The sequence below is a fragment of the Variovorax monticola genome, assembly GCF_051216855.1.
Classification (GTDB): domain Bacteria; phylum Pseudomonadota; class Gammaproteobacteria; order Burkholderiales; family Burkholderiaceae_C; genus Variovorax.
Window position 1 is genome coordinate 540,834 of record NZ_JBPJZP010000003.1, and the last position, 26,383, is coordinate 567,216.

Here is a 26,383-nt window from a genome sequence, read left to right on the forward strand (position 1 = left end):
CGATGTTCTGCCAGCGGACATCGCCCCGCGGCTCCCTGCGACCCGCCTCGCCCGGCTTCAGGGGCCCGCTCGCCACCCTGCGCACGAAGCCGGAGACGAAGTGACCTGCCTCAGCCCTTCACCGCGCCCGCGGTCAGTCCGGTGATGATCTGCCTTGCCGCCACGAAGGTGAAGATCAGCGGTGGAATCGCGATCAAGCTGCCCATCGCCATCACCTTGCCCCAGTCCACGCCCATGTCGGTCACGAAGAGCGAGGCCGCCACCGGCAGCGTGCGCGTCTGCCGGTCGGTCAGCACCAGCGCGAGGATGAACTCGTTCCAGGCGATGCGGAAGGTGAAGATCGATGCCGCCGCCAGGCCCGGCCCCATCAGCGGCAGCAGCACCTTGGTGAACACGCGCACCGGCCCGCAGCCGTCGATGGCGGCGGCCTCCTCCAGCTCGATCGGCACCTGCAGCACGAAGCCGTAGAGCAGCCAGACGGTGAACGGCAGGTTCACCGCCACGTACAACAGGATCAGCCCCCACAGGCTGTTCACCAGATGCCACTGGCTCCAGATCATGAACACCGGAATCGCGAGCACCGCCAACGGCACGGTGCGCAGCAGCAGCGTGGCGTAGCCCACTGCCTTGCGGCCCGGGAAGCGCAGGCGCGCCAACCCGTAGGCCGCCATGCAGCCGAGCACCAGCGTGATGGCGGTGGCGATCACGCCGACGAACAGACTGTTGCCCAGGTAGCGCCCCAGGTTGTCTTCGGTGAGCACCGCGCGGTAGTTCTCCAGCGTGGGCATGAAGATGAAGTTCAGCGGTTCGGCGAATATCTGCACCTGCTGGCGCAGGCTGGTGGCGAAGATCAGCACGATAGGCGCCACGCACAGGAGCCCCAGCGACACGAGCATCGCGTAGTGCGCCACCACCCAAGGCAACGGCCGCTTCACGCCGAGTCCTTCATCGGGTTGGACAGGCGCAGCGCGCCCCACGACAGCGCCGCCACCACCGCCAGCAGCAGCACCGACACGGCGGCCGCCACGCCGAGCTGCTGCCCCACGAAGGCGGTCTTGTAGATGTGCAGCGACAGGATCTCGGTGCTGTCGCCCGGCCCGCCGAAGGTCAGCACGTAGATCACCTCCAGCACGCGGAAGGCGTCGATGAGCCGCATCATCAGCGTGATGGCGATGACGTTCATCACCATCGGCAGCTTGACCCTGAAGGTCATCTGCCACCAGCGCGCGCCGTCGATGCGCGAGGCCTCGATGACCGCTCCGTCCACGTTCGCCAGCGCCGCCACCATCATGATGAAGACGAAGGGTGTCCACTGCCAGACGTCGGCGATGACGATGGCGATGAAGGCCAGCGTCGGGTCCGCCAGCCAGCCCAGGGGCGCCACGCCGAACACGCTCAGCAGCGCATTGAGCAGACCGAACTGCGCATCGAAGATGTAGCGCCACGCCAGCCCCACGGCGATGGGCGCGATCATCATCGGCAGGATGAACAGCGTGCGAAAGAACGCCGTGCCGCGCACGGGGTGCTCCAGCGCCAGGGCCAGCGCAATGCCCAGCACCATCTCGGCGCTCACGCACACGGCCGCGAACATCAGCGTGGTCCACAGCGACGACCAGACGCGCGGGTTGGAAAAGGCCGAGACGAAGTTGGCGAGGCCCACCCAACGCGCCTCGGACCACGGCGTGCCCAGGCTCCAGTCGAAGAAGCCGAGCTGGATCGCGCTGACGACGGGATAGAGACAGGCGGCCGCCATGACGAGCACGGCCGGGCCGACGTAGAAGGCGGCAAGCCAGGCGGGTCTGCGCATGGCGGTTCGTGCCGTGGCGTCAGACCGCATAGCCGGACTCGCGCATGATCTGCGTCACCGTGGGCACCAGCCCGTCGAGCGCGGCTTCGGCCGTCTTCTTGCCGATGAGCGCCTCGGAAATGCCCACGCCGAGCGCCTGCACGTTGATCTTGTCCCAGGCCGGAATGATCGGCCGCCAGTCGGGGTTGGCGTACTTGAGCGCCTCGCGAAACACGATGTACTCGGGGTACTGGCGCACCAGGTCCGCATCGGCCATGGTCGAGTTGCGGATCGGCACGCCGCCCGCGCGCGCGACCGCCTTGTCCTGCGCCTTCGACGTCAGCCATTGCATCAGCAGGAAGCCGGCGTCGGCGTTCTTCGCGTTTTTGGGAATCGCAAGGCCCAGCCCGCCCGACTGCGACGAACGCCGCGTGCCCGCGGGATGCAGCGCCCAGCTCACCTTGCCCGCGACACGGCTCTTGGCCGGGTCGTTGACCAGGCCGGCCAGCAGGGTCGAGTCGAGGTACATCGAGGCCTGCCCCTGCAGGAAGGCGGTGTTGCTCTCGCCCTGCCCGTAGCCTGCAATGCCGGTCGGCCCGGTGGCGACCACTTCCTGCAGGAACTTGAGCGCGGCCACGCCCACCGGATCATTGAAGCGCGGCTTCCACTTGTCGTCGAAGATCGCGCCGCCCATCGGGTTCAGGTGCAGCAGCCAGGCATGCACGCATTGGTGGCCGGCCTGTCCGCGCGAGGCCAGCGCGCCGATGCCTTCCTTTTCCTTGATCAGGCGCAGCAGCTTGCCGAACTGCTCGTAGTTCTCGGGCGGTTGCAGGTCGTGCTTGGCGAAGATGTCGCGGCGATAGGCCAGCACCGAGGTCTCGGCCCCGTACGGCAAGCCGTAGAACTTCGCGCCCGCGCCGGGCAGGTAGCCCTTGGGGCCTCCGACGAGGCCGAGGTTCTCCAGGTAGATCGGAACGATGTCCTTGATGTCGTAGGCCGGATCGGCGAGCGCCGCGTTCGCCAGGTAGGGCTCCAGCGGGCGGACCAGGTTCTTGGCGACGTACTCGCCCTTCCACATGACGACGTAGCTCACCAGGTCGTAGTCGCCCTGCGGCTTGGCCATTTCGAGCAGCTGCTTGTCCTTCAGGCGCGCCATCGCGAGCTTGTCGATCTCCACCTTGATGCCGGTCTCGCGCGTGAACTCGGGCAGCAGCTTCGCCATTGCGTCGTAGTGAGGGTGCGAAGGCACGTTGAAGGTCACGGTCTGGCCGGCGTACCTGGCGTAGCGGTTCTGCGCAATGGCGCCGCTGCAAGGCAAGCCCGCGCCGAACACCGTGATCGCCGCGCGCTGAATGATTTCTCTGCGTTGCATGGAACTCTCCCCGTAAAAAAGAAAGCGCTCAGGAGCGCAGCGAACGACCGCTGGCCGTGTCGAACAGGTGCATGTCATCGGGGTTCGCCACCAGGCCCACCTCGGTGTGAAGCAGGCCGTGCGCGTCGCCCTGCACCGTGGCGGTGACGCGGGCGCCGCCCGGCACGGCAAGACGGCCGACCACCTGGCTCTCGGTGCCGAGGTACTCGACCACATCGACCCGGACGTTCAGCGGCGCCTGTGCGGGGGCGATATGCAGGGCCTGGGGGCGAATGCCCAACGTGAGCGGCAGGTCCGCCTGCGCGGCACACCCGCGCAGCCAGCCTGGCGCGGGCAACTCGAAACCTTCGCCGAGCAGCACACCGTGACCCACCGGCCTGTCTGCGAAGCGCACCGGCAGCAGGTTCATGCCCGGCATGCCGATGAAAGCGGCGACGAACAGCGTTGCCGGCCGGTTGAACACTTCGCCGGGCGTGCCGACCTGCTGGATGCGCCCCTTGTCGAAGATCACGATGCGGTCCGCCAGCGTCATCGCCTCGATCTGGTCGTGCGTCACATAGACCGTGGTCTTGGCCAGCCGCTCGTGCAGCAGCGCCAGCTCGGCGCGCATGTGGCCGCGCAGCTTGGCATCGAGGTTGGACAGCGGCTCGTCGAACAAAAACACCTTGGGCTCGCGCACGATGGCGCGCCCGATGGCCACGCGCTGGCGTTGCCCGCCCGACAGCTCCTTCGGCCGGCGCTGCAGCAGGTGCTCGATGTTCAGCACCTTGGCGGCGGCGGCCACCTTGGCCTGGATCTCGACAGCCGGACGGCCCGAGAGGCTGAGCGCGAAGCTCATGTTCTGCGCCACGTCCATGTGCGGATACAGCGCGTAGTTCTGGAACACCATCGCGATGTCGCGCGCCATCGGCGCCAGCGCGGTCACGTCGCGCCCGCCGATGCGGATCTGCCCTTCGCTCACCGTCTCCAGCCCCGCCACCATGCGCAGCGTGGTGCTCTTGCCGCAGCCCGACTCGCCCAGCAGCACGACGAACTCGCCTTCGTGCACCGCGAGGTCGAGCTGCTGCACCACGGTGACATCGCCGAATCGCTTGGCGACGTTGTTCAATTCCAGTCCCGTCATGTCCGTCCTCCCTTTTTTTGTATGTACTCAACGCAGGGGGCGGCGCACGCCCCAGCCGACCGGCGGTAATCGATTGCCGGGATGCACGGGGTCCGGCCCCCATATCGCCTGGTAGGTATCGATGCAGCGCCCGCGCGCTTGCAGCGAGGCGAACGCAAGGCCGAGCCCGAGCCACCACATGCCCAACGCGAAGAGCATCCAGCGCGGCGCGTCGGCCACCACCAGGCCCAGCACGATGACGCCGACAGCCGCCACCACGGCGAGCCAGCCTGCGGTCTTGTGGATGCGCTCGAAGGCCAGCCGCCACGGCGTCATGTCGTAGTGATCGCCTTGCATCCGCGTGTCGGTGGGACCGCCCTTGCTTCCCCGAAGAAACGCACCCGCCACCTGCGCCCACCCCGCCAGGCACAGCGCCCAGCCGGCCACGGCGTGAATGCGCGCGAGCCCTCCGGCTCCCTGCACGCCGCGCCACGCGAGGAACACCCCCACTGTCATCGCCAGCACGCCGCTCCACTGCAGCACGCGGTGCGCATGCCACCAGAAGGGGTTGTCGAGCCGGCGCGGCCAGCCCTGCGACGGCATGACCTTGCAGAAGCGCGCCACCAGCGCACCCAGCGGCAGCAACAAGCCCCATCCCAGCACCATGAGCCGCGCGTGCCAGGCGGCCCAAGGTGCGATCTCGTGGGTCGCCGCACCGCTCAACGGTGCCAGGAGCCAGTCGAGCAGCGGCATGGGCCTACTTGCCCCAGACCGCCTTGTACTGGTTGCGATAGCCGTTGTCGGGGTCGAACACGTTCTTCGGCCCGCCGTCCTTGCCCACGTTGCCCACCGTCACCAGGTGCACCTTGGGCACGTAGCCCGACCACTTCTCCTTGGAGAAGGCGCGGTTGAGCTCGTCCACGATCTGCCAGCCCTGCATGTTCAGCGGCTCGGGCACGGTGCCGGCCTGGAAGCGCTGCGTGCGGATGCGCTGGTAGGCGGCCTCGGAGCCGTCGCCGGCCGACACGGCCTTGGGCGCGCCGTCGCCCTTCTTGCCCGCCGACGTGAGCGACGGGCCCATGAAGTCGAAGTACAGGTCGTTGATGGCCAGCGAGTGCGTCCACTTGTCGCCGAAGCGCTGCAGCAGCGAGGTGGTCAGCTGCGGCATGCGCGTGGAGCTTTCGGAAATGGGGCTGTCCTCGAAGCTCAGCACCGTGCAGCCGCCGCATTTCTTGATGACCGCCTCCATGGCGCGCGCCTTGTACAGGGCAATGGCGTACTGCGAGTCGGTGAAGATCACCACGCCCGCCTTGCCGCCCGAATCGGCCACCACCCACGAGGCCGCGACATCGGCCACGTCGTCGGTCACGGTGGTCACGTTGGCGTACAGGCCGGCCTTGTCGTTGGGCCCGGGCTGCTCGCCCGAATGCCAGCCGACCAGCGGAATGCCCGAGGTGGCCGCGCCCGCGAACGCGGCCTTCTGCTCGGTGGTGTCGAAGCCCCCGACCACGATGCCCGCGGGCTTGACGGCCAGCGCCTGGTTCAGCGCGGCGGTGCGCCCGCTGACCGTGCCCTGCCCGTCGATGACGCGCACCGTCCAGCCGATGGCGCGGGCCGCTTCTTCCACGCCCTTGCTCACACCCACGATGCCGCCGTTCTTCATGTCGCCCGCCACGAAGACGATGGTCTTGCCGGCCACGGCCTTGGGGCCGGTGGTGGGACCGTCCCACTTCTCCTTGGTCATGGTCGCGACCTCGACCTTCTTCTTCGCCGCGTCCAGAAAGTCGTCGGCCATGGCCTTGTGCGCCAGCGTGGCGGCGCACAGGGCCAGCACGGCGGCGGCCGTGCGTGCGTGAACACTCTTCTTCATGCTTGTCTCCAGTCGTTGTGGTGAATCGCCGTCGTCATTTCGACGGCGCGGGGGAAACAGGTTGCGCTTGCGCCATGGGATCGGCCTGGTCGAGCTGCCGCTCGGCAATGCGCCGCTTGATCGAGCGGTTGCGCCGCTGCTGCGCCCAGCCCGCGATGCCGATGGACACCAGCAGCGTCAGGCCGTTGAAGAGCGGCTCCACGTAGAAGGCGCCGCCGAACTGCTGGATGCCCGAGATGCCGATGGCCAGGATGGCCACGCCCACCAGCGTGCCCCACACGTTCACGCGCCCCGGCCGGATGGTGGTGGAGCCCAGGAACGCGCCGACCAGCGCGGGCAGCAAGAATTCGAGCCCCACGCTGGCCTGCCCGATCTGCAGCCGCGAAGCCAGCAGCACGCCCGCGAACCCCGACAGCAGGCCCGACGCCACGAACGCGCCCATCACGTGCTTGCGCACCGCGATGCCGTTGAGCTGCGCCGCCTTCGGGTTGGCGCCGATCACGTACAGCGCGCGGCCCAGCGGCGTGAACTCGGTGACCACCCACAGCGTGACGCTCACCGCCAGCACATAGAACGCGCCGACCGGCAGCCCCAGCAGGTTGCCGCCCGCGATGCCGACGAAACCGTCGGGCAGTTCGCCCACCACCTGGCGCCCGCCGCTGTGCCACATGGCCACCGCGTAGATCACGGTGCCGGTGCCCAGCGTGGCAATGAAGGAGTCGATCTGCGCCAGCTCGACCAGCAGGCCGTTGAGCACGCCGAACAGCGCCGCGCACAGCAGCACGACGAGCACCGCCACCGGCCACGGCAGGCCCAGCTGCGTCTGCAGGCTGATGGCCAGGATGTGCCACAGCACGATGCCGTAGCCCACCGTGAGGTCGATCTTGCCGGTGATCATCGGAATGGTCGCGGCCAGCGCCAGCAGCGCGATCACCGACTTGTCGGCCAGTATGGCGCGCAGGTTGAACAGCGTCGGAAAGGTGTCGGGCAGCAGCACCGAGAACAGCAGCGCGAGCGCCACCGTGAGCATCACGAGCCCGTAGACCGGCAGCGCGCGGCCGATGCGCTGCGCGAGCGACGCGGCCTCGCCGTCGAGGGACTTGTCGGACTCCAGCGCGGTGGACTTGATCGAACTGCTCATGCCAGGACTTCCTCGCGCGTTGCCGCGCCTGCTGCCAATGCCAAAAGTTTTTCCACCGTGATCGCGTCGCCCGTCAACTCGGCGGCGATCAGCCCGTCGCGGAACACCAGCACGCGGGTGCAGACGGTCGCGATTTCCTCGAAGTCGGTGGACACCACGACCAGCGCGGTGCCGGCCTCTGCGCGCTCGCGCAGCACGCCGTAGATCTGCCGCTTGGCGCCCACGTCCACGCCGGCGGTCGGCTCCTCGAGCACCACCAGCGGCTTGTCGAGGTGGAACCAGCGCGCCAGCACCACCTTCTGCTGGTTGCCGCCCGAGAGCTGCTGCACCTCGGCGGACGGCGCGGGCGGGCTGATGCCGAAGCGGCGGATGAGGCCCAGCGCGCCGTCGTTCTCGCGGCGCGGCCGGTCGAAGGCCAGGCCGCGGTCGCCGTGCAGCGCGGCGTTGGGGAACAGGTTCTCCAGCACGCTCATCGCGCCGCACAGGTTTTCTTCGAGCCGCTCGCCGGCCACGTAGGCCACGCCGGCGCGGATGGCATCGGCCGGGCACGTGAAGCCGCAGGGCTTGCCGAGCAACCGCATGCGCCCGGCCGACAGCGGCTCGCGCCCGAAGATGGCGCGGCTGATGGCCTCGTGGCCCGCGCCGCGCAGGCCGACCAGGCCGAGCACCTCGCCGCGGTGCACCGCAAGGCTCAACGGCCCAGCATTGCCGCTGGCCGCACCGTCGAGCTGCAGCACGGGCTCGCTGCGCGCGGGCGCCTTCGCCTTGGCCACCGAGGCCGACAGCGCCTTGCCGACGATCAGGCCCACCAGCTCGCCCTCGTTCGTCTGCGCGGTGGTCTTCACCGCCACCAGCTTGCCGTCGCGCATGACGGCCGCGCGGTCGGAGATGGCCATCACCTCGTCGAGCCGGTGCGACACATAGAGCATGGCCATGCCCTGGCGCCGCAGTTCGCGCAGCACGCCGAACATGCGCTCCACGTCGCTCATCGGCAGGCTGGCCGAGGGCTCGTCGAGCACCAGCAGGCGCGCCTTCACCTCGAGCGCGCGGCCGATGGCCAGCAGCGATTTCTCGGCGCGCGTGAGCGAGAAGATGCGCCGGCCGGGGTCGATGTCGCAGCCCACGCGCGCCATCACGCGGCGCGCCGTGTCGCTGGCGGCGCGCCAGTCGATCAGCCCGAAGCGGCGCGGGTAGCCGGTGCCCAGGCACACGTTCTCGGCCACCGTCATCCATTCGACGAGGCCCAGGTCCTGGTGGATGAAGGCCACGGGCTGCTCGCGCCGGTCGCTGCGCCGCCACGCGGCCTGCGGCTGGCCGTCGAACACGATCTCGCCCTGGTCCGCGGGGTAGATGCCCGCGAGCAGCTTGATGAGCGTCGACTTGCCCGCGCCGTTCTCGCCGAGCAGCGCGAGGATTTCTCCGGCATGCACATCGAGCGTGACGCTGTCGACCGCCTGCGTGCCGCCGAAGCGCTTGCTGACGGCCTGGAACTGCAGCAGGGGTGGGTGGTGCATGGCCGCAGTCTGGCACCACAAGAGATACCGGTAACTTAGGCTTTTCCCGTACGCCTTGGAGTGCCAATTCCACTCTTGGGTGGGGGCTTCGCGCTGTATGCTCCGCTGCATCGAAAACCGAAGCCCACAAGGTATCGGTATCTTTTTACCGCAATGCCCAGGACAGCACCTTGCCCCCGACCAAAGCACCCGCTCCGCTCACCCGCCCCGCGACGATGGCCGACGTGGCGGCGCGCGTCGGCGTGTCGAAGATGACGGTGTCGCGCGCGCTCAACCGCGGCGAGAGCAGCGACCGCGTCACCTCCGAGGCGCTGCGCCAGCGCATCCTGCAGGCCTGCGAGGAGATGGGCTACGTCATCGACCAGACGGCGCGCACCTTCTCCAGCAAGCGCTCCGGCTTCATCGCGGTGCTGATTCCCTCGCTCAACAACTCGAACTTTTCCGAGACCGCGCAAGGCATCACGGCCGCCGTGGAAGCGCGCGGCCTGCAGGTGCTGCTGGGCTACACCGACTACCGCGTGGAGACCGAAGAGCGCCTGCTGCGCGCCATGCTCGCGCGCCGGCCCGAAGGCGTGATCCTGACCGGCGGCGCGCACACGAACGCCGCGCGCGCCATGCTGCAGGCCGCGGGCGTGCCCGTGGTCGAGACCTGGGACCTGCCCGCCACGCCCGTCGGGCATACGGTCGGCTTCTCGAACGCGCAGGCAGCCGCGGCGATGGTGCGGCACCTGCACGGCAAGGGCTACCGGCGCATCGCCTACATCGGCGGCACGTCGAACCGCGACACGCGCGGCGCGGACCGCCAGCGCGGCTATGCGCAGGCAATCCGTGAACTGGGCTTGCCCGACGGCCGCGTCATCAGTTTCGGCCAGCCGCCGATCTCGATGGCGCAAGGCGGCGAGGCGGTGGCGCAGCTGATCCACCAATGGCCCGACGTGGACGCCGTCCTCTGCGTGTCCGACCTGTCGGCCTTCGGCGCGCTGATGGAATGCCAGCGGCGCGGTTGGAGCGTGCCGGGCCGCATCGCGATCGCGGGCTTCGGCGACTTCGAGGTGGCGCGCGCCTGCCACCCGCGCATCACCACCGTGGCGGTGGACTGCGTGGGCATCGGCAAGGCGGCCGGCGAACTGCTGCTGCGCGTGCTCGACGGTGCGCGCGAAGGACATCGGCCGCCGGCGGAGACGGTGCTGATTCCGTTCCACATCGAGCAGCGCGAGAGTTCCTGAGCGGGCTCAGGCCGGTACGGTTTGCGCGCCCACGTCCGCGAAATCGATCAACACCTTCATCGCCTTCTGCCGATCGCTCGCCAGTTCGAAAGCCGCGCGCGCCTGCAGCATCGGGAAGGTGTGCGTCACCACCGGCGACAGGTCCACGCGCCCTTCGTTGATGAGCTTGACCGCCAGCGCGAACTCCGCATGGAAGCGGAACGAGCCGCAGATGCTGAGCTCCTTGGACACCACCATGTTCTGCGGAATGCTCACGTCGCCGCCCAGGCCCAGCTGCACGACCACGCCGCGCGGGCGCATCACCTCCAGCCCGTCGCGCAGCGCGCGCTCGTTGCCCGAGCATTCGAGCATCACGTCGAAAGTGCCCTTGTCGGGCGAGTAGCGCGACACCCACTCCTTGTCCTTCGCGACGTTGATGACCTGGTCGGCGCCCATGGCGCGCGCGATGGCCAGCGGCTCGTCGACCACGTCGGTGGCGGTGATCTCGGCGGCGCCGTGCGCACGTGCCGCCGCGATGGCAAGCACGCCGATGGGCCCGCAGCCCGACACCAGCACGCGCTTGCCCAGCAGCGGCCCGGCGCGCGACACGCCGTGCAGCCCCACCGAGAACGGCTCGGCCAGCGCGGCCAGGCGCAGCGGCACGTGGTCGGCGACCTTCTCGCACTGCGTGGCCTCGCACAGCAGCATGTTGCGAAACGCGCCCTGCACGTGCGGCGTGCGCATGGCGCTGCCGTAGAAGCGCATGTCCAGGCACTGGTTGGGCAGGCCTTCGAGGCAGAACTTGCAGGCGCCGCACGGGCGGCTCGGGTTGATGGCCACCTTGTCGCCGATGCGAACGTTCTGCACGCCCGGCGCCACCGCCACCACCGTGCCGGCCACCTCGTGGCCCAGCACCATCGGCTCCTTGATGCGCACGGTGCCGAAGCCGCCGTTGTGAAAGTAATGCAGGTCGGAGCCGCAGATGCCGCCCATGCCGACCTTCACCAGCACCTGGCCGGGACCTATTTCGCCGGCGTCCTGCTCGTCCAGACGCAGGTCGTCGGGGGCGTGGATCACGAGGCACATGCAACGCAAACGCATGATGTTTCTTTCTTCAGTTCGGTTCAGGTCAGGCGACGGGGGTGATCAGGGGACGGCCCGAGAAATGGGCCTCGAGGTTGCGGCGCACCAGCTCGCCCATGGCGCGGCGCGTCTGCTCGGTGCCGCTGCCGTGGTGCGGCGTGAGCACCACGTTGTCGAGCGCGGCAAAGCGCGGGTCGATGCGCGGCTCGTTGAGGAACACGTCGAGCGCCGCGCCGGCAATGCTTTTCTGTTCCAGCGCCTCCAGCAGCGCGCCTTCGTCGACGGTGGTGCCGCGCGACACGTTCACCAGCCAGCCCCTGGGGCCCAGCGCCTTCAGCACCTGCGCGCTGACGATGCCGCGCGTGGCCTCGCCGCCGGGCAGGATGACGATCAGCACGTCGCACCAGTCGGCCATGGCCTCCAGGCTCGCGAAGTGGCGGTGCGGGCTGTCGGCCTTGGCCGTGCGGCTGAAATAGCCCAACTCCACGTCGAAGCCCGAGAGACGGCGCGCGATGGTTCCGCCGATGCGCCCGAAGCCGGCGATACCGACGCGCTGGCCGAACACGCGCGTGGCCAGCGGCACGCCGCCGTTCGCCCAGGCACCGCTGCGCACGAAGGCGTCGCCCGCCGGAATGCGCCGCTGCAGGGCCAGCGTGAGGCCCACGGCCAGGTCGGCCACGTCGCCGTTGAGCACGTCGGGCGTGTTGCTCACGCGGATGCCGCGCGCGCGGCAGGCGGCCAGGTCGATGCCGTCGGTGCCCACGCCGTAGCAGGCGACGAGCTCCAGCTTCGGCAGCGCCGCGATGAGCGCGGCATCGGCGCCCAGCTCGCCGCGCGTCGCGATGGCGCGGATGTTCGCGGCATGCTCGGCGATGAAGGCGGCCCGGTCGGTCGCCTCCCAGAGGCGGTGCAGCGTGTAGGCCGACTGCATGGGCGTCATGTCCCATTCCGGGTAGGTGCCGGGCATCAGCACGTGGGGGGAGGTAGCGGAAGCGGTCAAGCGGATGTCTCCTGCGGATGACGACAAGGGAAGAATTGAATAAGATACCGGTAACTTTAACCCGCTGCCAATGAAAATGGCAACACAGGTTTCACCGGTTGACGACCTTCCCGGATACCGGTAACTTATCCGCCATCACGCTTTCACCGCCCCAGGAGCTTTTCTTGAAACTGTTCGACCTTTCCGGGCGCACCGCCCTCATCACCGGCTCCAGCAAGGGCATCGGCTTTGCGCTGGCCGAGGCGCTGGGCAACGCCGGCGCGCGCGTGGTGCTCAACGCACGCGACACCGCATTGCTGGGCGCCGCCCGCGACACCCTGCGCGCCAAGGGCATCGCGGCCGAGGCCGCGGCCTTCGACGTGACCGACGCCGCCGCGGTGGAAGCCGGCGTGGCCGCCATCGAGGCCGACATCGGCGCCATCGACATCCTCGTGAACAACGCCGGCATGCAGCATCGCGGTCCGTTCGCCGAATTCCCGATCGATGCCTGGCACAAGATCACCACCACCAACATCGACAGCGTGTTCCTGGTGGGCCGCTTCGTGGCGCAACGCATGATCGAGCGCCAGCGCGGCAAGATCATCAACGTGTGCTCGGTGCAAAGCGAGCTGGGCCGCCCGGGCATCGCGCCCTACGCCGCCACCAAGGGCGCGGTGAAGATGCTCACCAAGGGCATGGCGATCGACCTGGGCAAGTACGGCATCCAGGTCAACGGCCTGGGCCCGGGCTACTTCAAGACCGAACTCACGCAGGCGCTGGTGGCCGACGAGGCCTTCACGGGCTGGCTGTCGGGCCGCACGCCCGCCGGGCGCTGGGGCGACGTGGAAGAACTCGGCGGCGCTGCCATCTTCCTGGCCTCGGATGCGTCGAGCTTCGTGAACGGCCACATCCTGTACGTGGACGGCGGCATCACCGCGAGCCTCTGACACCGTGAGCGTTGCAGCCTCCCCGCCGCGACACCGCCTGAGCGTGGTGGTCATGGGCGTGTCGGGCACGGGCAAGAGCAGCGTGGCCGCAGCGCTGGCCAAGATGCTCGGCGTGCCCTGGGTCGACGGCGACGACCTGCACGTGCCCGAAGCCGTGGCACGCATGCGTGCCGGCCAGCCGCTGGCCGACGCGGACCGCTGGCCCTGGCTCGACCGCATCGGTGCCAGCCTGGCCGATCGCACCGCCGCGCCGCAGGGCGTGCTGGTGGCGTGCTCGGCCCTGCGCCGCGCCTACCGCGACCGGCTGCGCGCCGCGTCGCCAGGGTTGCAGTTCGTGTTTCTCGACGGGCCGCCCGCACTCATCCGCCAGCGCATGGCGCAGCGCACCGGCCATTACATGCCGCCCGCGTTGCTCGAGAGCCAGTTGCAGACGCTGGAGCCGCCCGACGCGAGCGAACCCGACGTGCTGCATGCCAGCGTCGACATGCCGGTCTCGCTGATCGTGGCGGACGTCGGCGCGCGGCTCCTTCAACGCACGGCAAGTGCCACCACCACGAAAGTTTCCGCATGACACCCCCTCGCCAGCGCGTGGCCGTGATCGGCGTCGGCATCATGGGCTCGGCCATTGCGCGCCGTCTGCTCGAATGCGGCCACGACGTCAGCGTGTTCGACCCCGACACCGCAAAGGTGGCCGCGCTCCAAGCGCACGGCGCCAAGGTTGCCGGCACCGCGCAGGCGGCCGCGGCAGCGAGCGACTTCGTCATCACCAGCCTGAACGCGGCCGCCACGGTGGAGCGCGCGATCTTCGGCGAGGCCGGCATCGCCTCGGCGCCCGCCGATGCGCAGCGCCTGCTGATCGACATGTCGTCGATCGACCCGCCCGCCACGCGCCGGCTGGCGCAGGCGCTGCGCGAGCGCACGGGCATGGGCTTCGTCGACGCGCCGCTGTCGGGCGGCGCGCCCAAGGCGCTGCTCGGTCAGCTCACGGTGATGGCCGGCGGCAGCGAACACGACGTGGGCCGCGCACGCGCCGTCATGGACAGCCTGTGCCCCAACTACACCCGCATGGGCGACAACGGCGCGGGGCAGACCACCAAGCTGGTCAACCAGCTGCTGTGCGCCATCGGCTTCCAGGCGGTGGCCGAGGCGGTGCGGTTGGCGGAGGCCGGCGGCGTCGATGCCTCGAAGCTGCCCGCCGCATTGGCCGGCGGTCGCGCCGACAGCCATATCCTGCGCGAGTTCGGCCCCAAGATGGCCGCGCGCGACTGCACGCCCACCGGCCGCATCGACAACATGCTCAAGGACCTGGAGGCGGTGCAGGCCTTCTCTCAGGGCGAACGCCTGCCGTTGCCGCTGGCGGGTGCCGTCGCGGAACTGCACCGCACCTTCGTCGCCGCCGGGCTCGGCGCGCAAGACACGGCCGCGATGATGCGGCAGTTCAGCGGCTACGAACGCGGCTGACGCGCGGCGGGCCACCTCCCGGTTTCACAACAGAAAAGAGACACCCATGTTCATCCGCTGCGCGTTCTTCAAGGGCCGGGTCAAGCCCGGCATGGAAGAGGCCTTCAACCGGCATGTGCACCAGAAGCTGGTGCCGCTGTGGACCGGCTTTCCCGGCGCGCTCGAAGTGCGCGTGCTGCGCCAGCTCGAAAGCGACGTGAGCGACCCCGAGCTGGCGATGGTGCTGTCCATCCGCTACGCGAGCCGCGAAAACATCGCCATCGCGCTCGACTCCCCCGTGCGCTACGAAAGCCGCGAGGTCTCCAAGACGCTGTTCGAGATGTTCGACGGCAGCGTCTTCCACACCGTGTTCAGCGCCGAGGAGTTCGCGCTCGCGGCGTCAGCTTCTTCCTAGGCTTCTTTTCAGGCATCTTCTCAGGCTTGGCCGTGGGCTCCGAAGACTCGGGGCGCGCCTTGCCGTCCAAGTCGGCCAGCTGCCACACGCCGCCCTGCGCCGACACCAGCGCGTGCGCGCTGTTGACCAGCCCGATGTGCGAGAACGCCTGCGGAAAATTGCCCAGCTGGCGCTTGGCCACCGGGTCGTATTCCTCGGCGAACAGGCCCAGGTCGTTGCCAAGCGCCAGCAGCCGCTTGAACAGAGCGCGCGCCTTGCGCAGCTTGCCCATGGCCACGTACACGTTCGACAGCCAGAAGCTGCACGCCAGAAAGGCGCCCTCCCCGCCGTGCAGGCCGTCCACGCCCTCCTCGGTGCGGTAGCGGTACACCAGCCCGTGGAAAACAAGCTCTTTCTCGATACGCGCGACGGTGCCCTGCACGCGCGGGTCGTGGATCGGCAGGAAGCCGATCAGCGGCATCCACAGCAACGCCGCGTCGACCGTGTCGGCGCCGTAGTACTGCAAGAAGGAATTGCTCACGGCGTCGTAGCCGCGCGCGCACACCTCGGCATGAATTTCGTCGCGCACCGCGCGCCACTGGTCGACGGGGCCTTCCAGCCCGAACTCGGTCGCGCTCGCGATCATGCGGTCGAAGGCCAGCCAGCACATGATCTTGGAATGCACGAAGTGGCGCGGCTCGCCGCGCACCTCCCACAGGCTGCAGTCGGGTTGCTTCCACAGCACCATCAGCTGTTTGGCGATGGCGCGCTCCAGCGGCCACACCTTGTCCATGTCCGCAAGCCCGGCCTTGCGCGCCGCATGAAAGGCCGCGATGACCGAGCCGAACACGTCGAGCTGCAGCTGCCCGTGCGCGCCGTTGCCGATGCGCACCGGCCGGCTGCCTTCATAGCCCGGCAGCCAGTCGAGCTCCTGCTCGGTGAGCGAGCGCTCGCCGTGCAGGCCGTACATCACCTGCAGCTCTTCGGGTGAGCCGCCCACCGCGCGCATCAGCCACCAGCGCCAGGCGCTGGCCTCTTCCACGTAGCCGGAGCCGATCAGCGCGTACAGCGTGAGCGCGGCGTCGCGCAGCCAGCAGAAGCGGTAGTCCCAGTTGCGCTCGCCACCCGGCTGCTCGGGCAGCGAGGTGGTGGGTGCGGCGACGATGCCGCCGGTGGGTTCGTAGGTCAGCGCCTTGAGCGTGAGCAGCGAGCGCATCACCGGCTCCTGAAACTCGCCCCGGTAGCCGCAGCGTTCGGTCCACGCGTTCCACTCGGCGACGGTGCGCGCCAGCAAGGCGCTGGCGTCGCGCGTCACCGGGGGCTTCAGGTGCGAGGGAAACCAGTCGAGGCAGAACGCGATGGATTGACCGGCGGACACGCTGAAGTCGGCAAAGCTCGCGAAGTTCTCGTTGGTCAGCGGCACGCCGGAGGTGATGCGCACGGCGTCGGGACCGGCCATGGCGAACACCGCGCCGTCATGCCGGTCCACCCAGGGAATCCACTGGCCGTAGTTGAAGCGGATGCGAAATTCCGTGTGCATGGCCACCGTGCCGCGCACGCCCTGCACGATGCGCACCACCTCCTGCGTGCCGTCGTCGGCGGGGCGCGGCATGAAGTCGGTGACGGTGGCGGTGCCCTTCGCCGTGTGAACGGTGGTCTCGAGCACCACGGTGCCGGGCAGGTAGCGCCGCGTGACGCGCGCCTTGGCGTCCCTGGCGCGCATCGTCCAGTGGCCGTTGCGCTCGTCGCCCAGCAGGCTGGCGAACATGGCGGCCGAATCGAAGCGCGGCAGGCAGAGCCATTCGATGTCGCCGCCGCGGTGCACCAGCGCCGCGCTGTGGGTCGAGCCGATGAGCGCGTAGTCGCTGATGGGGCGCGCCGCGCGGCGCTTGGGGATAGTTTTTTTGGCGGGCTTTGACAAGTCGCCGATGCTGGCGCGGCCCGCCCCGGCGGCGCGCCGGAAAGCAGCGCGAACCGTTGCCGGACAAAGCCTGACCTGCCACGGTGCCAACTTGTTCGCGGTCCGAGCGGGATTCTTCTGGTTTCCAAACCGGCTTAACCATTGTTGGCATTGCCGGCGCGGCACGACTTGCAAACTGCGCCGTCCTTTTTTTCGCGACGCGAGTCCCCGATGGCGCACACACTCCCGCCCCACCCCCTTGAGATCTCCTGTGACCCGCACCTGGCCAAGGCCCTGGCCGTGCTCGACGCGCTCGGCCCCGACGGCATCGAGCGCCTGCGCCGCCCCATGGGCGTGCTCGTGTACCGGCTGGGCAAGCTGCTGTGCGCCGCCGAAGCGCCCACCCTGCCCGTCGGCGCGCTGCTCGCGCAGGACCTCGAAGCCAGCCTGCACACCTTCCCCACGCTGAAATGGCAGGAGCCCGGCTTGCGCGAAGCCATGGCGGCGCTCACGCAGGTGCTTGCCGACCTGGGCCGCTACTGCAACGACGCCGCCCATGCTCCAGGGCCGACCGACACACGCAACACCTGGGGCAGTCCGCTGCCCTTCCTGCCGCTGTATCGCGCGCTCGGCGCCTTCGCCGTGGCCTTTCCGGTGCGCCCCGACTCGCGCTGCTACGAAACGCAGCCCGGCGAGGAATCCGTGGTGCATGCCGGCGGCGACGACAAGCCGAAGGTGCGCGGGGACGCACAGCGCAGCTTCGCCACGCTGCTCGATGCCTGCGACTACCAGGTGGGCTTCTGGCAGGCGCCCTTCAAATCGGAGCTCGCCCATGCCGCCAACGGCATGCCCTTCATCGGCACGCCGGCGCCGCGGCCCGCGCGCAAGGGCAACTGCCACTGGCGCAAGCCGAAGGGCAGCCTCTCGGCCGACCTGGTGGTCGTGCCGCCGGGGCACCCGTCGCCCAGCGCCACCCAGGTGACGCACGCGGTCGAACTGAAGCTCACCCCCGACTCCCTGGGACTCAACCAGAGCCAGGCCCTCGTCGACATGTTCGGCCGGGACCGGTTCCACGTTCTCCACGTTCTCCATGTGCCCTGCATGGGCGAAAGCGACCCCCTGCCCGCACCCGAGCTCCAGCGCTGGACCGATGCCCTGCGCAGCGACGCCGGCGCCACGGCGACGGTGCCTGCGAGCGACGCGTCGGGCGCGCCGCAACCGCCCGCCACCTGGCGGCTGGCCATGTTCGCCTCGGCCTACTTCCACATCCGCTCCAAGGCCGACGCGGGCCGGCTGGCCCTGCTCATCCCGCAGCTGCACGAGGAGTTCCAGGCGCTCACCGGCCACGCGCTGACCCGCTACATGGGGCTGCGCAGCGGCGCGGTCTCGCGCAGGGCACTCACGCAGGCGGACATCGAGACCCACTTCCTCAGGCATGCCGACGACATCGTCTCGCTCGAAGCCTTCGATGCGCCGACGAAGGAAAGCTCGTCGCAGTTCGAGTTCCAGGCGCTCGCACAGTGCCGCCGCGCGCGCCTTGCCGTGGCTGCGCCCGGCCTGGACTACCTCACGCTGCACTTTCCGCTGGCGTTCTGGAACGCACGCAAGGACGAACTGCGCGCCTGGTGGCTGGGCGCATTGCAACGGCTGCAGCCGGTTCAGGCCTATATGGGCCTGGGCATCGGACGCCCGCCGGTGCTGGAGCGCCATGCGTTCCAGCAGGCGGCCGAGTTCGCCCTGGCCCGGCGGTTTCTCGGGCTCGACGTGGACAAGCCCTTCTTCATGCGCTCCGGCAGGCCCGACGGCATGAGCCTGGAGCACGGCATGCGCACACCGAGCTTCGGTGTGCTGGTGTGCGGAGACTTCGCCACGAAGCTGGGGGGTGTGGATGCGTTGCGGGGCCGGCTGCGCAAAGTGCCGGGCCTGCGCGTGCAGCCGTGCATGGACGGCCGCGGGCTGTGGATCGAGGCCGGCGAGGCTCCCGCGCTGTACCCGGTCGAAGAAGGGGTTCCCAAGGCCCTGCGCGCACTGGCCGACACCTTGAAGCCCGTGCGCCTGCAAAGGCTGTGGATGGTGAGCTACCCGCCCAACGTGGCGCGCGACGACATGTTCACCCCCGACACCTCCGCGCGCTGGCTGCGGCGCTTCGATGCCGACAGCGACTGGCCCGGCACCGGGCCTACAGCAGGTCCTTCAGCTTCGCCCGCAGCCGGCTGATCGCCTGGCTGTGCAGCTGGCACACGCGCGATTGGCTCACTTCGAGAATCGCGCCGATTTCCCGCAGGTTCAGCTCTTCGTCGTAGTACAGGTTCAACAGCAGCTGGTCGCGTTCGGGCAAGGTCGCGATCGCGTCGACCAGCTGGTGCCTGAAGCCGCTTTCCAGCAGTTGCTCCAGCGGGTCGTTGCTGGCGCGCCCGTCCTTGCGCGATTCCTGCGAATGGGCGTCCAGGAAGGGGTTGTCGGCGTCGTCCTTGGTGAAGTCCTCCACGTACAGCAGCTGGCAGCCCTGGATCTCCTGCAGCAGCGACTGGTAGGCCTCCAGCTCCATCTTCAGCTCCTTGGCGATCTCCCCTTCGGTGGGCGAGCGCCCGAGCCTGTGGCCCAGTGCGTGAATGGCTTTCTCCACGCCGCGCGCCGACTGGCGCAGGCCGCGCGAGCCCCAGTCGTTGGCACGCAGCTCGTCGAGCATGGCGCCGCGGATGCGCTGGCTGACGAAGGTCTCGAACTGCGCGCCGCGGTTGTCCTGGTAGCGGCTGGACGCGTCCAGCAGGCCCAGCATGCCGGCCTGGATCAGGTCGTCCAGCTCCACGCTGGCGGGCAGCTTGGACATCATCTGCAGCGCGATGCGGCGCACCAGCGGTTGATGCTGCGCCAGCAGGTGCGATTTCTCGATGTTTCCCTGTGCGGTGTACACGGCCGTCCTTGTTCCGTTGATGGGGTGGTCCGCGCGTCAGGCGGCCTGCAGCGGCACGGCCGCACGCCACGGCCAGCGGCCCATGTCGTCGGCCAGGCGCCGGAAGTCCACCGCGGCCGCGCTGGCGGGAAAGGCCTCGGCAATGGTCTGCTTCAGCCGCCACGCATCGGGAATGCGCGCATCGAAGCGCACCAGGCCGGCGGGCAGCAGCGACAGCGCGAGGTAGCGGCTGCCGGCATTGGCAAGGTTGTTCATGATCTGCTGCGCGGCGTCGACATCGACCACGCCGTTGATGAGAAAGCGCAGCTGCTTCAGCCCGTGCGCGTAGTGCAGGTTCTTGATGCCCGCATAGGCCGAGGTGATCGACGCCGGATGCGGCTTGAGCACCAGCAGCAGGTCGTCCGCGGCCCGCGCGAGCGGCGACAGGCGCCCCTCGCTGTCGAAGGCCGCGTCGACGATGACCACGCCGTCGGGCCACAGCGCGCGCGGGTCGGTTCCCTCGGGCGCCACGCCGGGCGGCGCCGGCAGCACGTGCACGCCGCAGCCGGCCTGCACGTCGGCCCCGTCCAGCGTCAGCCGCTGGCTCGCCACGTCGGCCAGGCTGCCCAGCGGATCGATGGCCCAGACCTCGCAGGCCGAGCCTTCCTTCGGGCAGTGTTCGTCCAGCAGCAGCACGCTCCTGCCCTGCTGGACCAGGGCCACGCCCAGGTTCATGGCGGCGGTGGTGCCGCCGGCGCCCTGCCCCATGCCCGCCACGGCCACCACGCGCGTGGGCTTCGGCGCCAGCAGGCGCCGCAGTCCGTCCGCCTGGTCGGCGACCAGCTTGCTCATTCGGTTCTCCTCATCGGCCCAGTTGCTCCAGCGCACGCGGCGCCTGCGTGGGCGCCGTCGATTCGGTGCCCAGTGCCTCCAGCAGCAAAAAGAGCTTGCCCACGCCCGCATACAGCGCGCTGCCGCTCATGAGCCGTCCGTTGCGCGCGGGGCGGGCCGTCAGCTGGCCCAGCAGTGCGCGCGTGCGGTCGGCCCATTCGCCCTCGGCGTGCAGCAGGCGCCACACGGTGGTGGTCACTTGCCCGGCGATGAGCAGGCGCTTCATGTTGTCGGGGTCGCCCAGCTCGCCGATGCCGCCCGCCAGCTGCACGCCGTCGCGCAGCAGGCGGAAGCAAGGCTCTGCCTCGTTGGCCCAGCCTTGCCATTGCGCGAGCTGGCGCGCCGTCACTTCGGTGCCGACGTTCGACAGCGCGAAGCCCAGCGCCAGCACGTTGCCGGTGCGCGCGTCGAGCGTGCGGGTGGCCACGCAGCGCAGCGCGGGCATGGCGTCCCGCTCGATGCCCGCCGCCGCGGCGGCGGCGTTGAAGCGCAGCACCACGTCGACGTGCGCTTCGCATTGCAGCGCCGGCTTGCCGCGGAAACGCACCGGCCGGGCTTCGCCGAATTCGAGGTCCAGGTCCAGGCGGGCGAGCGTGTCGGGCGCACCGGTGCGCGAATCGATCACGGCGGTGGAGCCCGGCGCGCGCGCCAGCCAGCGCTGGCCGGCGGCCTGCCACTGCACCATGGCCTCGATGCCGGGCAGACGCGTGAGCACATGCACCATCGTGCGATGGCCGAAGTCCTGCTGGCGCAGCCAGGGCGCCTGGCGCGCGCCCGGCTTGCGTGCCGGGTCTTTCATGCCGCGCGTGGCGGCGGTGGCGAGCCACTGGTTGGGCGCGGCGAGCGGCAGGCCCGTGCGGTCCGACAGCAGCAGGCTGCCGTGGCATTCGTAGGCGTCGCCGCCTTCGTTGGAGCGCAGGCCGATCTGGCCCGACAGCGCGAGCACGTAGGTCTCGCAACCCGCGGCCACTTCGCCGCGCGCATGCACCGCGAGGTCTTGCAGCACGGCCTTCTGGCCGGTCTCGGCGTCGCCCGCCTGGCGCCAGAGGCCGCGCGCGCGCTCGAAGCCGATCTGCGCGCCGGACAGCGCGCTCGCGGCGGTGGCCAGCTCCTGCGCGTCGTGCGCCATGGCGCGGATCAGGTTCTGGTACTTCAGCCGCAGGCGGTCGGTCTCGCCCTGCGCCTGCACCACCTGTGCCGACGGGCCGGCGCCCGCGGGTTCTTCCTGCAGGTCGCTCTCGGCCGGCACGAACAGCGCGTTGTGCTGGCGCGGCTGGAACACGCTGTCCACCAGCTGCGCGCGGTCGGCCTGCAACAGGTTCTCGGGCACCTTCTGGCCGCTGGAGATGTAGTGCACCGGCAGGCGGTGGCGAATGACGGTGTCGATCAGCGCGCCCGGGTGCGTGGACTCGTCGACCTTGGTGAAGATGCAGCCGGTCAGCTCGTTGCCCTGGCGGTACGCGTGCACCACCTCGTTGAGCGTGTCGCCGTGGCTGGTGGCGTTCAGCAGCAGCAGGCGCTTCACCGGGCGCGGGCTCTGTCCCAGCATGGCGATCTGCTCGGGCACCGCGCGGTCGCGCTGGCTCATGCCGACGGTGTCGATCAGCACCATGTGCTTGTCACGCAGGTCCTGCAGCACCAGGTGCAGGTCGGCCGCGTCCTTCACGGCGTACACCGGCACGTTGAGGATCTGGCCGTAGATGCGCAGCTGCTCGTAGGCGCCGATCCGGTAGCTGTCGGTGGTGACCAGCGCGAGCTTGTCGGCGCCGAAGCGCATCACGCAGCGCGCGGCCAGCTTGGCGGTGGTGGTGGTCTTGCCGACGCCGGTCGGGCCCATCAGCGCATACACGCCGCCCTGCGCGAACAGGGCGTCTTCGTCTTCATGCACGGGCACGGCGCGAATCAGCTCGGCGCGCACGTAGGCCATGCCTTCGGCGTAGCTCTGGCCGGTGGGCAGCTTCTCGAGCATGGCCTTGGACAGCTTGGCGCTGAAGCCGGCGCCGAGCAGCGTGCGCAGCAGGCGGCCGCGCACGGGGTCGCGGCGCTGCTTGTCGTTCCACACCACGCTGGCGAGCTGCTCTTCGATCATGCCGCGCATGGAGTGCAGCTCGTTCATCACCGTGTCGGCCGGCGCGGCCGGGACCACCGGCGTCACTGGCGCCACTGGCGTCAACGGCACGGGGCGCGCCGCGAGCGGGACTGCTGCAACAGGTGCAACAGGTGCAACGGGCGCGGCCGGCGCGGCAACCGCAACGGGCGCGACTGCGGCCACAGGAGCGACCACGGGCATGACGGGGACGGCGGGCGGCGCAGGCTTCACGGGCGAGGCATCGCCCACCACCTGCTGCATGTCGCCTTCCACCATGGCGACGATCTCGACGCCCTCCGGCGCCACGCGGTGGCTGAGCACGATGGCGTCGGCGCCCAGCGCCTCGCGCACGAGTCTCAGGGCTTCGCGGCTGGTGGCCGCGACGAATTTGCGTGCGGTGGTGCGCACGTCGGTCTGCTGGGAATTCAAACGCGTCCTCCAATGGCGGCAGTGATCTTGATGGTGCGGGAGTCAGGAATCTCCGCATGCGAAAGCACCTTGAGCTGCGGCAGGCTGCGCCGCAGGAAACGCGACAGCAGCACGCGCAGCGCGTGCTGCACGACCAGCACGGGCGCCAAGCCCAGCTGTTCCTGTCGAACGATGGCGGCCTGCGCCTGGCGCAGCAGGTTGTCGGCAATGCCGGGCTCGATGCCGCTGCTGCTGGTCAGCGCCTGCTGCAGCACGCCGTCGAGCGAGCCGTCCAGGCCGATGACCTGCATTTCGGTCTCGCCCGGGAACAGCTGCTGCGTGATGGCGCGGCCCAGGGCCAGGCGGGTGAGCGTGGTCAGTTCGGTCGGGTCCTTGATGGTCGGCGCGTGCTCGGCCATCACGTCCAGGATGGTGCGCATGTCGCGGATCGGCACCTCTTCGTCCAGCAGGTTCTGCAGCACCTTGTGCAGCGTGCTGAGCGACAGCACCTTGGGCACCAGGTCCTCGGTGAGCTTGGGCGCGGTCTTGGCGATCTGGTCGAGCAGCTGCTGCACTTCCTGGCGCCCGAGCAGCTCGGCGGCGTGCGTCTGGATCAGGTGGTTCAGGTGCGTGGCCATCACGGTGCAGGCATCGACCACCGTGTAGCCGTACACCTGCGCCTGCTGGCGCAGGCTGGCGTCGATCCACACCGCCGCCAGGCCGAAGGCCGGGTCGCGCGTGGGCGTGCCGGGCAGCGAGCCGGTCACCTGGCCGGGGTTGATGGCCATCCACTGGTTCGGGTAGGCCTCGCCGCGGCCGATCTCCACGTCCTTCAGGCTGATGATGTAAGTGTTGGGGTTGATCTCGAGGTTGTCGCGGATGTGCACCACCGGCACCAGGAAGCCCACCTCCTGCGCGATCTTCTTGCGAATGCTCTTGATGCGGCCCAGCAGCTCGCCCTGCTGCGACTGGTCCACCAGCGGAATGAGCCGGTAGCCGACCTGCATGCCCAGCGGGTCGACCATGGCCACGTCGTCCCAGGTGGCCTCGGCCAGCTCGGACGTGGGCGAGACGCTCGCGGCCTGCGCTGCGGCGGCGGCCTGCTTCGCGGCCTCCTTCGGCTTGCGCAGCAGCAGGCGGCGGCCCAGCCACACCAGGCCGCCCGCGATCAGCAGGAAAGCCAGGTTCGGCATGCCGGGAATCATGCCCAGCAGGCCGACGATGCCGGCCGTGAGGAACAGCACCTGCGGGTTGGAGAAGAGCTGGCCGGTCAGTTGGCTGCCGACGTCCTCGTCGGTGGTCACGCGCGAGACGATCACGCCGGCCGCGGTGGAGATCACCAGCGCCGGAATCTGCGCCACCAGGCCGTCGCCGATGGCCAGCAGCGTGTAGGTCTTGCCGGCGGTCGAGAAGTCCAGCCCGTGCTGCAGCATGCCGACCACCAGCCCGCCGATGATGTTGATCACCATGATCAGGAGGCCCGCGATGGCGTCGCCGCGCACGAACTTGCTGGCACCGTCCATGGAGCCGTAGAAGTCGGCTTCCTGCGCCACCTCGGCGCGGCGCTTGCGGGCCACTTCCTCGCCGATCAGGCCGGCGTTCAGGTCGGCGTCGATGGCCATCTGCTTGCCGGGCATGGCGTCGAGCATGAAGCGCGCGCCCACCTCGGCGATGCGGCCCGCGCCCTTGGTGATCACCATGAAGTTGATCAGCACGAGGATGATGAACACCATCACGCCCACGGCGAAGTTGCCGCCCACCAGGAAGTGGCCGAAGGCCTCGATCACCTTGCCCGCGGCGTCGGGGCCGGTGTGGCCGTGCATGAGCACCACGCGCGTGGACGCCACGTTCAGCGACAGGCGCAGCAGCGTGGAGAACAGCAGCACCGCCGGGAAGGCGGCGAAGTCCAGCGCCTTCATGGTGTACATGCTCACCAGCAGCACCATCACAGACACCGCGATGTTGAAGGTGAACAGCAGGTCGAGCAGGAAGGGCGGCAGCGGCAGCACCATCATGCTCAGGATGAGGATGATGAGCACCGGGCCGGCCATGCCCTTGAACTGCGAGCCGGAGAACGTGTTCGGCGGCAGCCGCAGGAAAGATGTCAACGCGTTCATGCGGCTTGGGGTTCCACGGGTTGGGCTGTGTCGGTGTATTGAAGGTCTGCGGGCACCTGCAGGTCGGTCGGCGTGCGGGGCGCCTCACCGCCGTCGCTCTTCCAGCGCTTGAGCTGGTAGACCCAGGCCAGCACCTCGGCCACGGCCGTGTACAGGCCCGCCGGAATTTCCTGCCCCAGCTTGGTGTGCTTGTAGAGCGAACGCGCCAGCGGCGCCGCCTCCAGGATGGGCACGTTGTGCTCGCGGGCCATCTCGCGGATGCGCGCGGCCACCAGCTCGGTGCCCTTGGCCACCACGCGCGGCGCGCGCATGCCGCTGTCCATGTACTTCAGCGCCACCGCGTAGTGCGTGGGGTTGGTCAGCACGATGTCGGCCTTGGGCACCTCGGCCATCATCCGGCGGCGCGCCATCTGCTGCTGCTGGCGGCGGATCTGCGCCTTGATGTGCGGGTCGCCTTCGCTTTCCTTGTGCTCCTGGCGCAGGTCTTCGCGCGACATGCGCAGCTTGCGGAAGTAGCTCCACAGCTGGAAGGGCACGTCGATGGCGGCCACCAGGAAGAGCGTGGCCGCGATCAGCGCGCAGTGCTTGGCCACCAGCGCCATGGCGCGCGGCAGCGCGTAGTGCGCGGGCTGCGCCATCAGCGCCATCAGGGCCTCGATGTCGCCCGAAACCACCCACCATGCCACCCAGCCGATCAGCGCCGACTTGGCCAGCGCCTTGATCAGCTCGGCCAGCGACTGCGCGGAAAACATGCGAGCAATGCCGGCGAACGGATTGAGCTTGCCGGGGTTGAAGGCCACCGCCTTGCCCGAGAACATCCAGCCGCCCAGCATCAGCGGCGCCACCACGGCGGCCACCACCATCATGGCCAGCCAGGGGCCCACGGCCATCAGCGCCTGCAGCGCCATGAGCCCGGTCTGGGCCAGCATGTGCTGCGGGTCGAAGGCGCTGGCGCGGTCGAACTGCAGGCCCAGGCGCAGCGCGCCGTCCAGGCTGCGGCTGAGCGACTCGCCGGCCAGCCACAGCCCGGCGCTGGCGGTCGCCAGCATCACGAACGTGGTGAGTTCGCGTGAACGGGCAACGTTGCCTTCCTCGCGCGCCTTTTCCAGGCGCCGCTCGGAGGCGGGTTCCGTTTTTTCGAGATCGCTTTCCTCAGACATTCATGCTCCGGATGGCGGTGGCGGAATACGCCTTGCCTAGAACCAAATTATTGAATTTGGTGGTCCGGAACAATCTGCCGATCAGGGCCCTG

22 protein-coding genes are annotated in these 26,383 nt (G+C 69.4%); 6 read left to right on the forward strand and 16 right to left on the reverse strand.

The window, feature by feature from the left end; genetic code table 11:
- Window positions 1-110 precede the first annotated feature (110 nt).
- Genes ACSFA5_RS13705 through ACSFA5_RS13740 form a run of 8 tightly spaced genes read right to left on the reverse strand, consistent with a single transcriptional unit; the run spans window position 111 to window position 8,785 of the window.
- Window positions 111-935 (reverse strand): carbohydrate ABC transporter permease, encoded by an 825-nt coding sequence (locus ACSFA5_RS13705; RefSeq protein ID WP_435444584.1) that lies wholly within the window; start codon window positions 933-935, stop codon window positions 111-113.
- Window positions 932-1,807 (reverse strand): carbohydrate ABC transporter permease, encoded by an 876-nt coding sequence (locus ACSFA5_RS13710; RefSeq protein WP_435444585.1) that lies wholly within the window; start codon window positions 1,805-1,807, stop codon window positions 932-934. The genes ACSFA5_RS13705 and ACSFA5_RS13710 overlap by 4 nt, the downstream gene beginning before the upstream one ends.
- Window positions 1,808-1,826: 19 nt before the next feature.
- Entirely contained in the window at window positions 1,827-3,158 is a 1,332-nt protein-coding gene (locus ACSFA5_RS13715) for an extracellular solute-binding protein (RefSeq protein WP_435444586.1), read from the reverse strand.
- Window positions 3,159-3,186: 28 nt separating this feature from the next.
- Window positions 3,187-4,281: an ABC transporter ATP-binding protein gene (locus ACSFA5_RS13720; protein WP_435444587.1), complete on the reverse strand. Its 1,095-nt coding sequence runs from the start codon at window positions 4,279-4,281 to the stop codon at window positions 3,187-3,189.
- Between the two features lie 27 nt (window positions 4,282-4,308).
- Complete coding sequence (locus ACSFA5_RS13725) at window positions 4,309-5,013, reverse strand: cytochrome b family protein (protein ID WP_435444588.1); 705 nt, start codon at window positions 5,011-5,013, stop codon at window positions 4,309-4,311.
- Window positions 5,014-5,017: 4 nt separating this feature from the next.
- On the reverse strand, window positions 5,018-6,130 hold the full coding sequence (locus ACSFA5_RS13730; protein WP_435444589.1) for an ABC transporter substrate-binding protein: 1,113 nt from the start codon (window positions 6,128-6,130) through the stop codon (window positions 5,018-5,020).
- A 34-nt stretch (window positions 6,131-6,164) separates the two neighbouring features.
- Window positions 6,165-7,271, reverse strand: a complete 1,107-nt coding sequence (locus tag ACSFA5_RS13735; protein WP_435444590.1) for an ABC transporter permease — start codon at window positions 7,269-7,271, stop codon at window positions 6,165-6,167.
- Window positions 7,268-8,785, reverse strand: a complete 1,518-nt coding sequence (locus ACSFA5_RS13740) for a sugar ABC transporter ATP-binding protein (RefSeq protein WP_435444591.1) — start codon at window positions 8,783-8,785, stop codon at window positions 7,268-7,270. Before ACSFA5_RS13740 ends, ACSFA5_RS13735 begins: the two co-directional genes overlap by 4 nt.
- Window positions 8,786-9,000: 215 nt before the next feature.
- Between ACSFA5_RS13740 and ACSFA5_RS13745 the strand changes: the two genes are divergently transcribed.
- On the forward strand, window positions 9,001-10,011 hold the full coding sequence (locus ACSFA5_RS13745; protein WP_435444761.1) for a LacI family DNA-binding transcriptional regulator: 1,011 nt from the start codon (window positions 9,001-9,003) through the stop codon (window positions 10,009-10,011).
- 6 nt (window positions 10,012-10,017) lie between these two features.
- Here ACSFA5_RS13745 and ACSFA5_RS13750 read toward each other — a convergent pair whose 3' ends face one another.
- On the reverse strand, window positions 10,018-11,091 hold the full coding sequence (locus tag ACSFA5_RS13750; protein ID WP_435444592.1) for an L-idonate 5-dehydrogenase: 1,074 nt from the start codon (window positions 11,089-11,091) through the stop codon (window positions 10,018-10,020).
- Between the two features lie 28 nt (window positions 11,092-11,119).
- Entirely contained in the window at window positions 11,120-12,073 is a 954-nt protein-coding gene (locus ACSFA5_RS13755; protein ID WP_435444593.1) for a 2-hydroxyacid dehydrogenase, read from the reverse strand.
- Between the two features lie 164 nt (window positions 12,074-12,237).
- Here ACSFA5_RS13755 and ACSFA5_RS13760 point away from each other — a divergent pair, with 164 nt between their 5' ends.
- From ACSFA5_RS13760 to ACSFA5_RS13775, 4 genes are read left to right on the forward strand one after another with little or no spacing between them, the layout of a single operon-like run.
- Window positions 12,238-12,999, forward strand: a complete 762-nt coding sequence (locus ACSFA5_RS13760) for an SDR family oxidoreductase (RefSeq protein ID WP_435444594.1) — start codon at window positions 12,238-12,240, stop codon at window positions 12,997-12,999.
- A 4-nt stretch (window positions 13,000-13,003) separates the two neighbouring features.
- Window positions 13,004-13,570, forward strand: coding sequence for a gluconokinase (locus ACSFA5_RS13765; RefSeq protein ID WP_435444595.1), 567 nt, complete (start codon window positions 13,004-13,006; stop codon window positions 13,568-13,570).
- Window positions 13,567-14,460 (forward strand): NAD(P)-dependent oxidoreductase, encoded by an 894-nt coding sequence (locus ACSFA5_RS13770; protein ID WP_435444596.1) that lies wholly within the window; start codon window positions 13,567-13,569, stop codon window positions 14,458-14,460. The genes ACSFA5_RS13765 and ACSFA5_RS13770 overlap by 4 nt, the downstream gene beginning before the upstream one ends.
- A 46-nt stretch (window positions 14,461-14,506) precedes the next feature.
- Complete coding sequence (locus tag ACSFA5_RS13775; protein ID WP_435444597.1) at window positions 14,507-14,854, forward strand: putative antibiotic biosynthesis monooxygenase; 348 nt, start codon at window positions 14,507-14,509, stop codon at window positions 14,852-14,854.
- Here ACSFA5_RS13775 and ACSFA5_RS13780 read toward each other — a convergent pair.
- A complete protein-coding gene (locus ACSFA5_RS13780) occupies window positions 14,811-16,754 on the reverse strand; it encodes a glycoside hydrolase family 15 protein (protein WP_435444598.1) in 1,944 nt (647 codons plus the stop codon). The two genes, ACSFA5_RS13775 and ACSFA5_RS13780, sit on opposite strands and share 44 nt — an antisense overlap.
- Before the next feature lie 210 nt (window positions 16,755-16,964).
- Here ACSFA5_RS13780 and ACSFA5_RS13785 point away from each other — a divergent pair, with 210 nt between their 5' ends.
- Window positions 16,965-18,950 (forward strand): type VI immunity family protein, encoded by a 1,986-nt coding sequence (locus ACSFA5_RS13785; RefSeq protein WP_435444599.1) that lies wholly within the window; start codon window positions 16,965-16,967, stop codon window positions 18,948-18,950.
- On the opposite strand, the gene ACSFA5_RS13790 is transcribed toward ACSFA5_RS13785, so the two are convergent.
- Genes ACSFA5_RS13790 through flhB form a run of 5 tightly spaced genes read right to left on the reverse strand, consistent with a single transcriptional unit; the run spans window position 18,913 to window position 26,291 of the window.
- Window positions 18,913-19,647, reverse strand: coding sequence for an RNA polymerase sigma factor FliA (locus ACSFA5_RS13790; protein WP_435444600.1), 735 nt, complete (start codon window positions 19,645-19,647; stop codon window positions 18,913-18,915). The two genes, ACSFA5_RS13785 and ACSFA5_RS13790, sit on opposite strands and share 38 nt — an antisense overlap.
- 36 nt (window positions 19,648-19,683) lie before the next feature.
- The gene (locus ACSFA5_RS13795; RefSeq protein ID WP_435444601.1) at window positions 19,684-20,478 is read right to left on the reverse strand and encodes a MinD/ParA family ATP-binding protein; all 795 of its coding nucleotides are present in this window, start codon (window positions 20,476-20,478) and stop codon (window positions 19,684-19,686) included.
- A gap of 10 nt (window positions 20,479-20,488) precedes the next feature.
- Entirely contained in the window at window positions 20,489-23,035 is a 2,547-nt protein-coding gene (gene flhF, locus ACSFA5_RS13800; protein ID WP_435444602.1) for a flagellar biosynthesis GTPase FlhF, read from the reverse strand.
- Window positions 23,032-25,131, reverse strand: coding sequence for a flagellar biosynthesis protein FlhA (gene flhA, locus ACSFA5_RS13805; protein ID WP_435444603.1), 2,100 nt, complete (start codon window positions 25,129-25,131; stop codon window positions 23,032-23,034). The genes flhF and flhA overlap by 4 nt, the downstream gene beginning before the upstream one ends.
- Window positions 25,128-26,291, reverse strand: a complete 1,164-nt coding sequence (gene flhB, locus ACSFA5_RS13810; RefSeq protein ID WP_435444604.1) for a flagellar biosynthesis protein FlhB — start codon at window positions 26,289-26,291, stop codon at window positions 25,128-25,130. The genes flhA and flhB overlap by 4 nt, the downstream gene beginning before the upstream one ends.
- Between the last annotated feature and the right edge of the window lie 92 nt (window positions 26,292-26,383).

Coding starts and splice junctions, on each gene's coding strand:
- ACSFA5_RS13710 (WP_435444585.1), bottom strand. CDS start 1,807: ATGCGCAGACCCGCCTGGCTTGCCGCCTTCTACGTCGGCCCGGCCGTG.
- ACSFA5_RS13715 (WP_435444586.1), bottom strand. CDS start 3,158: ATGCAACGCAGAGAAATCATTCAGCGCGCGGCGATCACGGTGTTCGGC.
- ACSFA5_RS13720 (WP_435444587.1), bottom strand. CDS start 4,281: ATGACGGGACTGGAATTGAACAACGTCGCCAAGCGATTCGGCGATGTC.
- ACSFA5_RS13725 (WP_435444588.1), bottom strand. CDS start 5,013: ATGCCGCTGCTCGACTGGCTCCTGGCACCGTTGAGCGGTGCGGCGACC.
- ACSFA5_RS13730 (WP_435444589.1), bottom strand. CDS start 6,130: ATGAAGAAGAGTGTTCACGCACGCACGGCCGCCGCCGTGCTGGCCCTG.
- ACSFA5_RS13735 (WP_435444590.1), bottom strand. CDS start 7,271: ATGAGCAGTTCGATCAAGTCCACCGCGCTGGAGTCCGACAAGTCCCTC.
- ACSFA5_RS13740 (WP_435444591.1), bottom strand. CDS start 8,785: ATGCACCACCCACCCCTGCTGCAGTTCCAGGCCGTCAGCAAGCGCTTC.
- ACSFA5_RS13745 (WP_435444761.1), top strand. CDS start 9,001: ATGGCCGACGTGGCGGCGCGCGTCGGCGTGTCGAAGATGACGGTGTCG.
- ACSFA5_RS13750 (WP_435444592.1), bottom strand. CDS start 11,091: ATGCGTTTGCGTTGCATGTGCCTCGTGATCCACGCCCCCGACGACCTG.
- ACSFA5_RS13770 (WP_435444596.1), top strand. CDS start 13,567: ATGACACCCCCTCGCCAGCGCGTGGCCGTGATCGGCGTCGGCATCATG.
- ACSFA5_RS13775 (WP_435444597.1), top strand. CDS start 14,507: ATGTTCATCCGCTGCGCGTTCTTCAAGGGCCGGGTCAAGCCCGGCATG.
- ACSFA5_RS13785 (WP_435444599.1), top strand. CDS start 16,965: ATGGCGCACACACTCCCGCCCCACCCCCTTGAGATCTCCTGTGACCCG.
- ACSFA5_RS13795 (WP_435444601.1), bottom strand. CDS start 20,478: ATGAGCAAGCTGGTCGCCGACCAGGCGGACGGACTGCGGCGCCTGCTG.
- flhA (WP_435444603.1), bottom strand. CDS start 25,131: ATGAACGCGTTGACATCTTTCCTGCGGCTGCCGCCGAACACGTTCTCC.
- flhB (WP_435444604.1), bottom strand. CDS start 26,291: ATGTCTGAGGAAAGCGATCTCGAAAAAACGGAACCCGCCTCCGAGCGG.